General features: G+C 70.5%; 13 protein-coding genes. 10 read left to right on the top strand and 3 right to left on the bottom strand.

Annotated elements, in window-relative coordinates; genetic code table 11:
- The first annotated feature begins 5 nt into the window (after positions 1–5).
- From WMF34_RS19760 to ribD, 9 genes are all read left to right on the top strand, one after another.
- Positions 6–737, top strand: coding sequence for a YceD family protein (locus WMF34_RS19760; RefSeq protein ID WP_437994190.1), 732 nt, complete (start codon positions 6–8; stop codon positions 735–737).
- Between the two features lie 4 nt (positions 738–741).
- Positions 742–936, top strand: a complete 195-nt coding sequence (gene rpmF / locus WMF34_RS19755; RefSeq protein ID WP_012236448.1) for a 50S ribosomal protein L32 — start codon at positions 742–744, stop codon at positions 934–936.
- 88 nt (positions 937–1,024) lie between these two features.
- Positions 1,025–2,020, top strand: a complete 996-nt coding sequence (locus WMF34_RS19750) for a beta-ketoacyl-ACP synthase III (RefSeq protein WP_012236447.1) — start codon at positions 1,025–1,027, stop codon at positions 2,018–2,020.
- 159 nt (positions 2,021–2,179) lie between these two features.
- Positions 2,180–3,121, top strand: coding sequence for an ACP S-malonyltransferase (gene fabD, locus WMF34_RS19745; RefSeq protein ID WP_012236446.1), 942 nt, complete (start codon positions 2,180–2,182; stop codon positions 3,119–3,121).
- Positions 3,122–3,127: 6 nt separating this feature from the next.
- Positions 3,128–3,874 (top strand): 3-oxoacyl-ACP reductase family protein, encoded by a 747-nt coding sequence (locus WMF34_RS19740; RefSeq protein WP_012236445.1) that lies wholly within the window; start codon positions 3,128–3,130, stop codon positions 3,872–3,874.
- A gap of 146 nt (positions 3,875–4,020) precedes the next feature.
- Positions 4,021–4,275 carry an acyl carrier protein gene (gene acpP / locus WMF34_RS19735; RefSeq protein ID WP_012236444.1) on the top strand — a complete coding sequence of 85 codons (255 nt, stop codon included), beginning with the start codon at positions 4,021–4,023 and terminating at the stop codon, positions 4,273–4,275.
- Positions 4,276–4,402: 127 nt separating this feature from the next.
- Positions 4,403–5,647, top strand: coding sequence for a beta-ketoacyl-ACP synthase II (fabF, locus tag WMF34_RS19730; RefSeq protein ID WP_012236443.1), 1,245 nt, complete (start codon positions 4,403–4,405; stop codon positions 5,645–5,647).
- 24 nt (positions 5,648–5,671) lie between these two features.
- Positions 5,672–6,133, top strand: a complete 462-nt coding sequence (gene nrdR / locus WMF34_RS19725; RefSeq protein WP_012236442.1) for a transcriptional regulator NrdR — start codon at positions 5,672–5,674, stop codon at positions 6,131–6,133.
- A gap of 16 nt (positions 6,134–6,149) precedes the next feature.
- On the top strand, positions 6,150–7,295 hold the full coding sequence (gene ribD, locus WMF34_RS19720) for a bifunctional diaminohydroxyphosphoribosylaminopyrimidine deaminase/5-amino-6-(5-phosphoribosylamino)uracil reductase RibD (protein WP_012236441.1): 1,146 nt from the start codon (positions 6,150–6,152) through the stop codon (positions 7,293–7,295).
- Positions 7,296–7,313: 18 nt separating this feature from the next.
- Here the strand turns inward: ribD and def are convergent, their stop codons facing one another.
- A complete protein-coding gene (gene def, locus WMF34_RS19715) occupies positions 7,314–7,826 on the bottom strand; it encodes a peptide deformylase (protein WP_012236440.1) in 513 nt (170 codons plus the stop codon).
- A gap of 125 nt (positions 7,827–7,951) precedes the next feature.
- On the bottom strand, positions 7,952–10,084 hold the full coding sequence (locus WMF34_RS19710) for an ATPase, T2SS/T4P/T4SS family (RefSeq protein ID WP_437994189.1): 2,133 nt from the start codon (positions 10,082–10,084) through the stop codon (positions 7,952–7,954).
- 998 nt (positions 10,085–11,082) lie between these two features.
- On the opposite strand from WMF34_RS19710, the gene WMF34_RS19705 reads away from it, so the two are divergent.
- The gene (locus tag WMF34_RS19705) at positions 11,083–11,289 is read left to right on the top strand and encodes a cold-shock protein (protein ID WP_012236438.1); all 207 of its coding nucleotides are present in this window, start codon (positions 11,083–11,085) and stop codon (positions 11,287–11,289) included.
- Between the two features lie 176 nt (positions 11,290–11,465).
- Here WMF34_RS19705 and WMF34_RS19700 read toward each other — a convergent pair whose 3' ends face one another.
- Entirely contained in the window at positions 11,466–12,410 is a 945-nt protein-coding gene (locus WMF34_RS19700; protein WP_012236437.1) for a metallophosphoesterase family protein, read from the bottom strand.
- Positions 12,411–12,504 lie beyond the last annotated feature (94 nt).

Genomic DNA, 12,504 nt, shown 5'->3' with positions numbered 1-12,504 from the left:
AACCCATGTCCCAGTTTGCCGTCTCTGCCAATGACATCGACATCTCCGGCATTTCGCTGGACATGCCGGTGCCGCTCGACTGGATGAACGCGGCGCTCGCCGACGCCGACGTCACCGGGCGCGCTCCAGGTCACCTCTCGGCCCGCCTCTCGCGGACGGGGAACGAGATCGTCGTGCGCGGCCGCGTCAAGGCGCCCGTCGCCACGCCCTGCGCGCGGTGCCTTGCGCCTGCCGCGCTGGACATCGACGCCGAGCTCTCGCTCCTCTTGCGTCCTGCTCCGAAGGCGGACGGCCATGGCCACGGCCACCGGCGGGACGACGCTGCCCGAAACGGCGCGGCGAAGCCTGGGGCCAGCAAGGTCAAGGAGGCCGAGTACGAGTTCACGGCGGACGAGGCCGACGTCGACACGTACGACGGCGAGACGGTCGAGCTCGATCCGTTCATCCGCGAGGCCATTCTCCTCGAGATGCCGAACTTCCCCTTGTGCTCGGAGGCTTGCCCGGGTATCGGTCCTGCCGCGTCCCGAGAGGACCGCGAAGGCGGCTCCTCGACCCTCGTCCGCGGGGCGGCGGAGGAGGATGAGGCCGCTCCAGGCCTCGACCCGCGGCTCGCGCCGCTCAGCGCGCTCCGAGAGAAGCTTGGACAGAAGCCCAGCGGCTCTGACAGGCGCGCCCAACCTGCATCGACCCCCCCGGCCAAGGCCGGGACACCGAAGAAGAAGACCAAGAAGGAGTAGTTCCGTGGCCGTCCCCAAGAGGAAAACCACCCCCAGCAAGCGCGACATGCGGCGCGCCAACCACGACAAGGTGACCCCCGTCCAGCTCGTCTCTTGCGAGAACTGCGGGGAAGCCCGGCTCCCGCACCGCGCCTGTGGCGCCTGCGGGCACTACAACGGGCGCAAGGCGAAGGCGACCAAGGCGACCGCGGCCTCATGACGGGCGCGGGTGCGCCGGCGCGCGCGAACGCTGCGCCCGCGCACCTGGGCGCGGCGCCGGCTCGCGCGGACGCGCGAGGGGCCATCGCATGAGCTCCCCGCAGCCGAGGAGCCGCATCCTCGGGACGGGCAGCTACGCGCCCGCCCGAGTCGTGCACAACACCGATCTAGAGAAGATCGTCGACACCTCCGACAGCTGGATCAGCGAGCGGACGGGGATTCGTCGACGTCATATCGCTGCCGAGGGAGAGCTCACGAGCGACCTGGCCGCCGCGGCCGGCCGCTCTGCGCTGGACGCCGCCGGGCTCTCTGCGGCTGACCTCGACATGATCATCGTCGGGACGATCAGCGGCGACACCCCGATGCCCTCCTGCGCCGTGTACGTGCAGCAGAAGCTCGGCGCTCAGGAGATCCCCGCGTTCGACATCTCGGCGGCCTGCGCCGGCTTCGTCTACGGCCTCACGATCGCCGATCAGTTCATCGCGAACGGTGTGGCCCGGCACGTCCTCGTGATCGGCGTCGAGCTGCTCTCGCGCATCCTGAACTGGAAGGATCGCACGACGTGCGTCCTGTTCGGCGACGGCGCTGGCGCGGTCGTGCTCGGGCCTGCGTCGGGCGACGGCAGGGGCATCATCTCGACGCGGATCTTCAGCGACGGCACGCTCGCGAACTCGCTGGTCATCCCGGGCGGCGGCACGGCCGAGCCGCTGACGCCCGAGGGCATCGAGCAGAGCCGCAACAAGGTCCACATGGTGGGGCAGGACATCTTCAAGGTCGCCGTGAAGAACCTCTCCAGCGCCTCGCTGATCGCGCTCGACACGGCGGGAATGGCGGCCGGCGACCTGGACTGGGTCGTCGCCCATCAGGCGAACCTGCGGATCATCAGCCAGGTCGCCGCGCGGCTCAGCCTCCCTCTGGAGAGGTTCGTGCTCAACATCGAGGAGTACGGCAACACGTCGAGCGCGTCGATCCCCATCGCCCTCGACGAGGCGGTGCGCGACGGGCGCATCAAGTCCGGGCAAAACGTCCTGTTCTGCGCGCTCGGCGCTGGCATCTCCTGGGGCGCGTCCGTCATCCGGATGTGAGCCGGCCATGCGCGTGTGCCTGCGTCGGGGTCGAGGTCTGCGCGTTCGCTTGAGCTCGCCGGGCGATCCGGCCTGAGGTAGTCTCGCGCGCGCTGGCCGCATGACGTGGTTCGGGGGACGGACGACGTCCGCCTCCCTGGCTTGGAATTGAGGGCAAACGTGAAAATCGCTTGGCTGTTTCCAGGGCAAGGGGCGCAAGAGGTGGGGATGGGCAAGGCCCTCGCGGAGGTCTCGGCGGCCGCGCGCGGCGCGTTCGCGCGGGCGGACGCGGCGCTCGGCGAGCCCATCTCGCGGCTTTGCTTCGAGGGGCCGATGGAGGCGCTGACGCAGACGAGCAACACCCAGCCCGCCATCGTCGCGACGAGCTGCGCCGTGGCCGCGGCCCTCATCGAGCACCTGCCCAACCTCGAGCCGCCGCTGTACGCGGCCGGCCACTCGCTCGGCGAGTACAGCGCGCTGGTCGCTGCCGGCGCGCTCGAGATCGAGGATGCGGTGAGGCTCTGCCGGATCCGGGGCAGCGCCATGCAGGAGGCCGTACCGGCGGGCGAGGGGGCCATGGCAGCGCTCATCGCGCTCGACCAGGAGGTGGTGCTCGCGATCTGCGCCGAGGCGGCGCGGGGCGAGGTGGTCGCGCCGGCGAACTACAACGGGCCGGGGCAGATCGTGATCGCCGGGCACGCCGGCGCGGTCGCGCGCGCGGGCGAGCTCGCCGTCGCCCGCGGCGGCAAGGCCATCCCGCTCAAGGTGAGCGCTCCCTTCCACTGCGCGCTGATGCGGCCTGCGGCCGAACGCTTGCGTCCCGAGCTGGAGCGCACGCAGCTGATGCCGCTCGCCTTCCCCGTGATCGCGAACGTCGACGCCACGCCGAACGCCGATCCGGAGCGGGTGCGGTCGCTCCTCCTGCGCCAGATCGATGGCACCGTGCAGTGGATGCGGACGATCGAGCGCATGGCAGAGGATGGCGTGACGCACGCCCTCGAGATCGGCCCTGGCAAGGTGCTGGCCGGGCTGGTGAAGCGGATCACGAAGCAGATCAAGGTGCTCAGCGTGAGCGACATGGCGGGGATTGAGCGCGTGAGCGCGTTCCTTTCGGAGGCATAGGCATCGATGTTCGACCTTACGGGCAAAGTTGCGATCGTCACGGGTGGATCGCGGGGGATCGGGCGTGCCGCGTCGGAGGCGCTCGCGGCGCAGGGCGCGCACGTGATCGTCAACTACGTGCGCGGAGAGGCCGAGGCGCGCGCGGTCGTCGACGCGATCACCGCGCGCGGCGGGAAGGCCGAGGCGCTCGGGTTCGACGTCGCGGACCTGCCGGCGACCGAGGCCGCCATCGCCGAGGCGGCGAAGCGCCTTGGCCGGCTGGACATCCTCGTCGCGAACGCGGGGATCGCGATCGACGGCCTGCTCCTGCGGATCAAGGAGGAAGACCTCGATCGCCTCTTCGCGGTGAACGTGAAGGGCTCGATCGCGTCCGCGCGCGCGGCGACCAAGGTCATGATGCGCGCGCGCACGGGCCGCATCGTCTTCCTCTCCAGCGTCGTGGCGGAGATGGGCAACGTCGGCCAGGCGGCGTACGCCGCGACGAAGGCGGCCCTGCTCGGCGTGACGAAGTCGCTCGCCCGCGAGTACGCGGGGCGCGGCATCACGGTCAACGCCGTGGCGCCCGGGTTCATCGACACCGACATGACGACGACGATCAGCGCGGAGATGAAAGAGGGGCTGACGAAGATGGTCCCGCTCGGGCGCACGGGCCGAGCAGAGGAGGTCGCCGCGGCGATCGCATTCCTATGCTCCGACGAGGCGAGCTACGTTACGGGCGAGACGCTGCGCGTCAACGGTGGGATGTACGTGTGAGAGCGCTGGCTTGAGGACCCAGGCTGCCAGGCGTCACGCACAGCGGCAAACCAGGCGCACACGAAAAAAGCGGTCGCAGGTAATTCGATGGTGCAACGCTGATGGCGATGGGCTAGTAGGGGTTCCGTTTTCCCGGGAGGAATACCATGGCTGAAGGTCGCGACATCACGGCCGAAGTAAAGCGGATCATCAAGGAACAGCTCGACGTCGACGAGAAGGACATCAAGCCTGAGGCGAGTTTCATCGACGATCTGGGCGCCGATTCGCTGGGCCTGGTGGAGCTTGTCCTCGCGTTCGAGGAGGCGTTCGAGATCGACATTCCGGACGAGGACACGGAGAAGATCCGGACTGTCCAGGATGCGATTGACTACATCGAAAGGAATGCCAAGGACAAGAAGTAGCGTCCCCACCGCCCTACCGGACGCGGCGTCACCATGGAGGTGGGTTGGCGCGTGAGCCAGCGAAGGCTCTGCTCTTCGCCGATGCACGCGCTCTCACCTCTGTGGTGGCGCTAGGGCAAGAAGAGCCATGGAACGCGTTGTCATCACCGGTATCGGGCTCGTCACGCCCAATGGCCTCGGCACCCAGGCCACCTGGCAATCTTTGCTGGCTGGTCAGTCTGGTATCGCACCCATCACCCTCTTCGACGCGAGCACGTTCCCTACGCGCTTTGCCGGCGAGGTGAAGGGCTTCGTACCCGAGGAGTACATCCCCAAGAAGAAGGTGAAGGAGATGGGCCGCTTCGCCCAGCTCTCCGTCGCCGCATCGCAGATGTGCATGCAGGACGCGGGGATCGAGCTCACCGACGAGGACCGCGATCAGTGCGGCACGTTCATCGGTGTCGGCCTCGGCGGCCTCGAGTACCTGTTCCAGCACTCGATCACGCTGCACGAGAAGGGGCCTCAGAAGGTCAGCCCTTACTTCATCCCGACGGTCATCGCCAACCTCGCCGCAGGGCAGGTGGCGCTGGCGCTCGACCTGCGGGGCGCGAGCTACTGCAACACGAGCGCGTGCTCGTCGAGCGCGCACTCGCTCGGTGAGGCGTTCGAGTGGATCCGCCGAGGTCGCTCGCACATCATGCTCACGGGCGGCGCGGAGGCGACGATCACCGGCCTCGGCATCGGCGGCTTCTGCGCGATGTTCGCCCTCTCGAGGCGCAACGACGAGCCGCAGCGGGCGAGCCGCCCCTGGGACAAGGGGCGCGACGGCTTCGTCTGCGCCGAGGGCGCCGGGTCGCTGCTGCTCGAGTCGCTCTCCCACGCGAAGAAGCGCGGCGCGAAGATCTACGCAGAGGTCGTCGGGTACGGCGCCTCGTGCGACGCATACCACATCACGAAGCCGGCGCCCGACGGCGCCGGGGCGCAGCGAGCGATGAAGATGGCGCTCGACGACGCCAAGCTCGCGCCGGACGCGATCGACTACATCAACGCTCACGGCACCTCGACCCCTCAGGGGGACATCGAGGAGACCCGGGCGATCCTCAAGACCTTCGGCGATCACGCGGCGTCGAAGCGCCTCTGGGTGAGCTCGACGAAATCCGCGATGGGCCACCTGCTCGGGGGCGCAGGTGGGGTCGAGGCGGCGGTCTGCGCCCTCGCACTTCGCCACGGCGCGGTGCCGCCGACGCTCAACCTGGACGATCCCGACCCCGAGTGCACCCTCGATTACGTCCCGTTCACCTCTCGCGAGCGCCGCCTGAAGCACGTGATGTCGAACTCCTTCGGCTTCGGTGGCACCAACGTGTCGCTCGTGTTCTCCCAGTTCGACGGCTGATCGCGCGCCGCGCTGGATGGCTCGATGAAGTGCCCATTTTGCGGCCATCTCGAGGACCGGGTCATCGACTCCCGCGCTGGCGGCGCGGGTGAGGTGATCCGGCGGCGGCGCGAGTGCGCCTCGTGCGAGCGCCGGTTCACGACGTACGAGCGCGTCGAGGACATCCTGCCGACGGTCGTCAAGAAGGACGGTCGGCGCGAGTCGTTCGACCGGCAGAAGCTCGTGCGAGGGCTCCGGATCGCATGCAACAAGCGGCCCGTGTCCACCGACCAGATCGAGGCCATCGCCGACGCGATCGAGCGCGAGGCGCAGGAGTCCGAGCGGCGGGAGATCTTGTCGACCGAGCTGGGCGAGCGGGTGATGAACCACCTGCGTACCCTCGATGAGGTCGCCTATGTCCGGTTCGCAAGCGTTTATCGTTCCTTTCGGGACATTGACCAGTTCATGGTCGAGCTTGGCAAGCTTGTGAAGGCCAAGGCGCCCTAGTAGATCCGGCACTTCGATGTCTGCGAAGCCCCCCAGCCCCGATCCCGAGCTCGACGCCGCGATGATGCGCCTCGCCATCGAGGAGGCGCACAAGGCGATGCCGTCGCCGAACCCCCCGGTCGGCGCGGTGGTGCTGAACGCCGCGGGGGAGGTCGTCGCCGTCGCGCACCACGCGCGCGCTGGCGAGGAGCACGCCGAGGGGCTGGCGCTCGCGGCCGCCGGCGACGCGGCGCGCGGAGGGACGCTCTACGTGACGCTGGAGCCCTGCAACCACGAGGGGCGCACGCCGCCCTGCGTGGACGCGGTTCTGAGCGCCGGCATCAAGCGCGTCGTCGTCGGCGCGCCCGATCCGAACCCCTCGGTGGTCGGCGGCGGGGCGCAGCGGCTCAGCGACGCCGGGCTCGCCGTGGACGTCGGCGTCGCCGGCGCCGAGGCTCGCGCGCTGATCGCGCCCTGGACCAAGTTCATCACGACGGGCATCCCCCACATCGCGCTCAAGCTCGCCCTGTCGCTGGACGGCCGCATCGCGACCCGCACGGGCGCCTCGAAGTGGGTCACCGGCCCCGAGGCGCGCGCCAAGGTCCAGGAGCTCCGCTCGCGGCACGACGCGGTGGCGATCGGGATCGGCACGGCGCTCGCCGACGACCCTCGGCTCACCCTGCGCGAGTCTGCGCTCGCGCCCGGGGGCCGGAGCCCCATCCGGCTCGTCTTCGACACGCGGCTCAGGCTGCCGCTCCACACGCGCCTCGCGCAGACGGCGCGGGAGGTGCCGACCTGGGTGCTCACGGGCGCCGACGCGCCCGAGGAGGCGGAGCAGGTGCTCGTCGACGCTGGCTGCGTCGTCCTGCGCGCCCCGACCTCGGCCGAGGGCCGGGTCGACGTGACCGCCGCGATGCGCCTCTGCGCCTCGCAGGGGATCGTCTCCATCCTGGTCGAAGGAGGCGCCGAGCTCGCCGGCAGCCTGCTCGCGTCGCGCCTGCCCGACGAGCTGCACGCCTTCGTCGCCCCGATCCTGCTCGGCCCCCGCGGCCGGCCGGGCGCGGTCGACTGGGCGGGCCCGGACACGCCAGGCGACGCGCCCCGGATCGTCGATCCACGTTGGGAGCTCTGCGGCCGCGACGCGTACGTCAGCGGCCCTCTCGCCTTCCCGGCGCGCAGCTGATCGTCGCGCCCGGGCGGGTCAGCTCGCGGCTTCTGCGCCGCGCTTCTGCATCTTCCGCTGGACGATGCGCTTCTTGAGCGTGCCCATCCGGTCGATCATCAGCACGCCGTCGAGGTGATCGAGCTCATGCTGGATGGCCACGGCGAGCAGGCCGTCGGCCGCGATCTCGAACGTCGCGCCGTCGCGCCCGCGGGCGCGGACGGTGACGCGCTCGGCCCGCTTGATGTCCTCGCTGATGCCAGGGAACGAGAGGCACCCTTCGGGGCCGGTCAGCTGCCCCTCTTGCCGCACGATCTCCGGGTTGATGAACACGAGGAGGTTGCTCGGCTCGTCGTCCGCGGCGATGTCAACGAGGAAGACGCGGTGTGGCTCCCCGATCTGCGTGGCCGCGAGGCCGACGCCGGGCGCCGCGTACATGGTCTCGGCCATGTCGTCGATAAGCTTCGTGATTTCGGGCGAGATCTCCCCGACCGGCTGTGCCTTCTGGCGCAGGCGCGGGTCGGGATAGTGGAGGATGGTGCGGATGGCCATGGCTACTGGGCATCATAACCTCCGTTCCTAGCTGGCGCCCGTCAAGACGCTCTCATCTCGCGTGTTGCGCGGGGCTCCGCATGCTTCGCGCTGGCCACGCTGGCCAGCCTTCGCGCGGCCAGCCGCTAGCGATTTCGCCGGAACGAGGTCGACGTATCGACGCTGAGCCCGCGGGACTGAAGATCTTCCACGATGTCCGGCACCAGCCCGGAGGGGTGAAACGTCCCCTCGAGCGCGCCGCCGGCGGCCGTCCGCTCGACCACGAAGGTGAATACGTCGCGAATGGCGATCTGCCCGCCCTCCACCGCGAGCTCCGCGATGCGGAGCACCCGGTGGCGACCGTCGCGGAGCAGCGCGATCTCGATCGCGAGGTCGAAGGACGAGGCGAGCCACTCGCGCGCCGTCTCCGGCGTGATCCCGGGGCGGGTCGCGGCGATATCGGCGGGGAGCCTCGTCACTGCCTGCCGCAGCGTCGGCGCGCGGGAGGCCGCGAGCACGCCGTCCATGCCGCCGCCGATGGCGTCCACGATTTCGGCCGCGACGTGGCCCGAGAACGAGCTCACCACGACCCGCTCCGGCCGGATGCGTACGGCCGCCCGCACGGCCCGGGTGCGTTCGTCCGTCGTGGCCCCGAGCGCGATGGACAGCGTGTTCGGATGATCGAGGGCGAGCTCGTCCTCCTCCTGGAGCACCACGAACCGGTCGTCGGGCTGCGCGGCGGCAGCGAGCGCGCCGAGCAGCCAGCCCGTCCCGGCGTCTCGCGTCCCTGTGACGAGGAGGTTGCCGCGACCGAGCACGCACTGGGCCAGCAGCCCGGCCATCGCGCGCGAGATCGTCCCGTTGCGCACCAGGTCGTCCAGCGTGACGTCGGGGCGCTGCGGCTTCCGGATCACCAGGGTGGAGGTCGCGGCCGGCGGCAGCACCGCGAACAGGCGGCGCCCCTTCGGCAGGGTCCGCTCGACGAAGCTCGCGCCCGCCTCGATCGGCTGGCCGGCCGCCATGCAGAGCCGGCGGATGGCCCGGCCGACCGCGCGCTCGCTGCTGAACCCGACCTCCGCGATGACGCGCCTGCGCCCGTGCATCGCGATCACGTGGTCGTAGCGGAACACCTGGATCTCGCTCACCTCGGCGTCTTCGAGCAAGCGGTCGAGCGGGCCGAGCGAGAGGAGCTCCCGCTGCGCGTCGGCCACGAGCGCCTCGACGTCGACCTCGGGAGGGAGCTCGCCCGCCGCGCGCAGCGCCTCCGCGCCCGCGGCGCTCGCCTGCGCGATGCGCTGGGCGAGCGCGCCGTCCGGCGGCGCGCCGCTGTCGAGCGGCGTGAGGTCGACCACGTCGGCGAGCCGATCCATGAGGCGCCCGAGCGCCCGGCGGTGCGCCACGGCATGCGCCGAGTCGCCCTGTCCCCGGTCGACCCGATCCGAGACGGGCGGGATGGCGCGCCGGCTCGGGATGGGGACCACGCTCGGATGGACGGCGACGTTCGAGGCGCCCTGCGGCGACACCGCGGCGGTGCTCGTTGTGCTCTGTGCAGGCAGCGGGGTCGCGGTCGCGTACGGGCGCGGCGCCTGTGGGGGCGGGGGGGCGGCGTTGACGGGGCGGGCGTCGCGCGCCGGCGGTGCGGTGGTCATCGCCGGGTGCGCAGGCAGCGGCGGGACGGACGCACCGCCCTGCGAGCCCGGCGTGAGGGGCGGACGAGGCGAGGGGATGCGCGGCGGACCGGGGACGGGGATGGCCGCGGCCGCGTCGACCGACTCGTCCGGATCGTTCTCGAGGGGGAAGTGGCTGATCACGCCCTGGCTGGTGCGCGACGGCTCGCCCCTCTCGTTGATCAGCGGCAACGGCGCCGACCGGTGCAGCCCTTTCTCGGCGGACGGCGGCGGCCCGCGATCGGGCAGAGGTCCCGGCTCGCCGGGCATCTCTTCCGGCGCGCGCGGAGGCGCCGTGCTGTCCGGAGGGGCCGTCCCGGCCGCCGCCGTCTCGATCCGCAGCACGAAGTCGCCGATGTAGATCTTGTCGCCTTCGCGAACGATCGTCGCCTGAGCGATCTTCCGGCCGTTGACGTACGTGCCGTTCGTGCTCTTGAGATCGGTGACGATGAAGCGCCCGTCGCGGAAGAGCAGCCGAGCGTGTCGCTTCGACACGTTGCCCTTCGGCAGCATCAGGTCGTTGCCCTGCACGCGGCCGACGTTGATCTCTGTCCGGTCGAAGGTTTCGCGGCGCTCCGCGCCCCCTTTCTCGCTGATGATCACCGAGAACATCTCGTCGCCTCGCGGGGCCAGGGCGGAGGTGAGACCCGATGCCCTCGCCACGCCATACGAGCAAGCTCGAACAGACATGTCAACGAGATGCCTTCGATTCCTGCTCCCGGGCGGCGAGCGGGCTCGAGCCCGGGACTCTGCCGCCTGCGCCTCCTGAGCGCACGGGGCGCGGCGCAGGTCGAGCGCGCGATGCCGGTCCGGGGATCGATCCGCCGAGCTGTCGCGCCAGCGCGCGCAGGGGGAACACCGGCGAACAGGCTGAGCCGGCGCCGCCCGGTGCCGTGATGTCCTTCGAGCAGGTCGCCTGCTCCGCCGCGACGCTCGATCGATGTTCTCGGCAAAAGCGCCGCAAGCGGCTGGCCTCCGCTCGGAAAGCGCCCGGAGCGCGCTGCGTCGCTCGCTCCCACGACGCGCGCAGCACGAGGAGCGCGCCCGAAGCGCCGCGCCATTGCGGCGGAGGCCAGGAGATTGCTGCCCGACGTGCGAGGCTCGCTGCGTGACATGGCGAAGCCCTCACGGACCACGACGCGCTGCGCGCGCCGAAGGACAAGGTTCTTCGATAAAAGCGCAAATCTTGACGGCTGCGCGAATTCTGCTTCGCACCCCACGGCGCGCCGTCACCGCGCGTGCTCGTGGACTCGCCGTCAGGATCCGCTGTACGACGCGAAATTCCCATCGGCGGCTGCTGCAACCGGAGACTGCCGGTGAAGCGGTACTGCCTCGCGCAAGCGCCCGCCGAACCATCATCGCTGCTTGACCTTGGCGCATCGAGCCGTTTACGTTGGCGCCCGCTCGGACCGGGGAGAATCGTCGAAGTCGCCGCGCACGCACATCAACCAGCGGCTGGGCAGCCGCCCTGCGCAAGCTGGATCTGTCTACGAGGGGGGTTTGCTGCATGCAGCCAAGCCCGCATCGGAATCAGGGACCGCAGCCGTGGTCACCTCCCGACTGCCAGCCTGCGCGCCTCGGGTATCGACGAGCTCTGAAGTGGAGGAAATATGGCAGTTGGCAAGGTTAAGTGGTTCAACGACGAGAAGGGTTGGGGCTTCATCAAGCAAGAGACTGGCCCCGACGTCTTCGTTCACTATTCGCAGATCAACGGGGAGGGGCGCCGCCGTCTGTTCGAGGACGAGACCGTTGAATTTGAGATCAAAGAAGGTCCCAAAGGTCTGCAGGCGGTCAACGTGATCCGCGCCACCGCCTGACTTTCCTCCTGACCAGAGCCCCACCGGACTGCCCGCGCAGCGCCCCCGCTGCGCTCGAGTCACGGCATTGCCGAGCCCCGAACATCGCGCGCCCGCCTGGACGGGCCTGCGTGCGGCGGATGGATTGCGCGCGGCTCCGGTGGGGCGCTCGGCGGAGCGCCGAGCGCGCGGCGGGCTCATCGTTCGGGGACCGGGACCTCGCGGAACGCATCTTGACCCGGGACGAAGCGGTGCGACGTGATGCCCCCGATCGTCCCCGCGTCGTCGATCTCGTAGACATTGAACCCGGCCATCCGTTCGTCGCTGTCGTGAAGGAGCGAAGCGCTGGTGGCGCCCACGGCGTCGATGTGACCCCGCTCGGTGTGCAGCTTGCGGTGAATGCGCCGGTGCAGGTGCCCATGCAGCAGCAAGCCGCGGCGCACCTGCCGCAGCAGCCGCCCCTCTGCCGCGGCGTCACCCAGGCCTTCCAGCAAGGTCTTCGCCCGGCTCGCCGGGTTATGGAAGGGGTGGTGCTGGAGCACGACCGGCGTTCGCCGCCGCACCTCCGGGTGTTCTAGCGCTCGCTCGAGCGCGCGCAGCTGGACCGGGCCGAGCCGCCCCGACGCCACCAGCGGGGGACGCGGCCAGGCGGTCGAGAGGCCGATGATCGCGACGGGCCCGCGCAGGTGCACGAAGGGGAACGCCGAGTCTCCGCCGTCGCGGGTGGCCCCACCGTCGTCGCTCTTCCCAGGCGCGTCGAGGACGAGGTCGGAGCGCAGGTACGGCGCGAAGTACCGAGAGAAGCGCTGCGAGCGGTGCGCGCCCTTCGTGTACGCGTCGTGGTTCCCCGGGACGATGCTCACCCGTTCGGGCGGAAGACCGAGACCGCTCTGCAAGAAGTCGCGGACCAGGACGAACTCTCGTTCGAGCGCGAGGTTCGAGACATCGCCGGTGATGACGACGTGGTCCACGCCGAGCCGCCGTATCTCCCGCGCCGCTGCGTGCACCGCGTGCGGCTTGTGGATGGCGTGGCGCCGGAAGCGGAGGTTGAGGTAGCCCGTGAGACGCTTGTTCAGGAGCCGGAACGGGAAGGCCCCCTCGAGGGAGAGGAGGTGCAGGTCAGAGAGGTGCGCGATCCTCACGGGCGCAGTATGGGCTCTTCCGGCGCGGCGGCCAACCGCCGCGCGCCTCGGCCCGCGCGGCGGCCGACCGCCGCGCTCGTCGCGCGCGCCTCGG

Origin of the sequence: Sorangium sp. So ce145 (assembly GCF_051525985.1) — a bacterium.
Lineage (GTDB): Bacteria > Myxococcota_A > Polyangia > Polyangiales > Polyangiaceae > Sorangium > Sorangium cellulosum_B.
This window is presented reverse-complemented; position numbering and strand designations above follow the sequence as displayed.

Coding starts and splice junctions, on each gene's coding strand:
- WMF34_RS19760 (WP_437994190.1), top strand. CDS start 6: ATGTCCCAGTTTGCCGTCTCTGCCAATGACATCGACATCTCCGGCATT.
- WMF34_RS19750 (WP_012236447.1), top strand. CDS start 1,025: ATGAGCTCCCCGCAGCCGAGGAGCCGCATCCTCGGGACGGGCAGCTAC.
- WMF34_RS19740 (WP_012236445.1), top strand. CDS start 3,128: ATGTTCGACCTTACGGGCAAAGTTGCGATCGTCACGGGTGGATCGCGG.
- acpP (WP_012236444.1), top strand. CDS start 4,021: ATGGCTGAAGGTCGCGACATCACGGCCGAAGTAAAGCGGATCATCAAG.
- fabF (WP_012236443.1), top strand. CDS start 4,403: ATGGAACGCGTTGTCATCACCGGTATCGGGCTCGTCACGCCCAATGGC.
- nrdR (WP_012236442.1), top strand. CDS start 5,672: ATGAAGTGCCCATTTTGCGGCCATCTCGAGGACCGGGTCATCGACTCC.
- ribD (WP_012236441.1), top strand. CDS start 6,150: ATGTCTGCGAAGCCCCCCAGCCCCGATCCCGAGCTCGACGCCGCGATG.
- def (WP_012236440.1), bottom strand. CDS start 7,826: ATGGCCATCCGCACCATCCTCCACTATCCCGACCCGCGCCTGCGCCAG.
- WMF34_RS19710 (WP_437994189.1), bottom strand. CDS start 10,084: ATGTTCTCGGTGATCATCAGCGAGAAAGGGGGCGCGGAGCGCCGCGAA.
- WMF34_RS19705 (WP_012236438.1), top strand. CDS start 11,083: ATGGCAGTTGGCAAGGTTAAGTGGTTCAACGACGAGAAGGGTTGGGGC.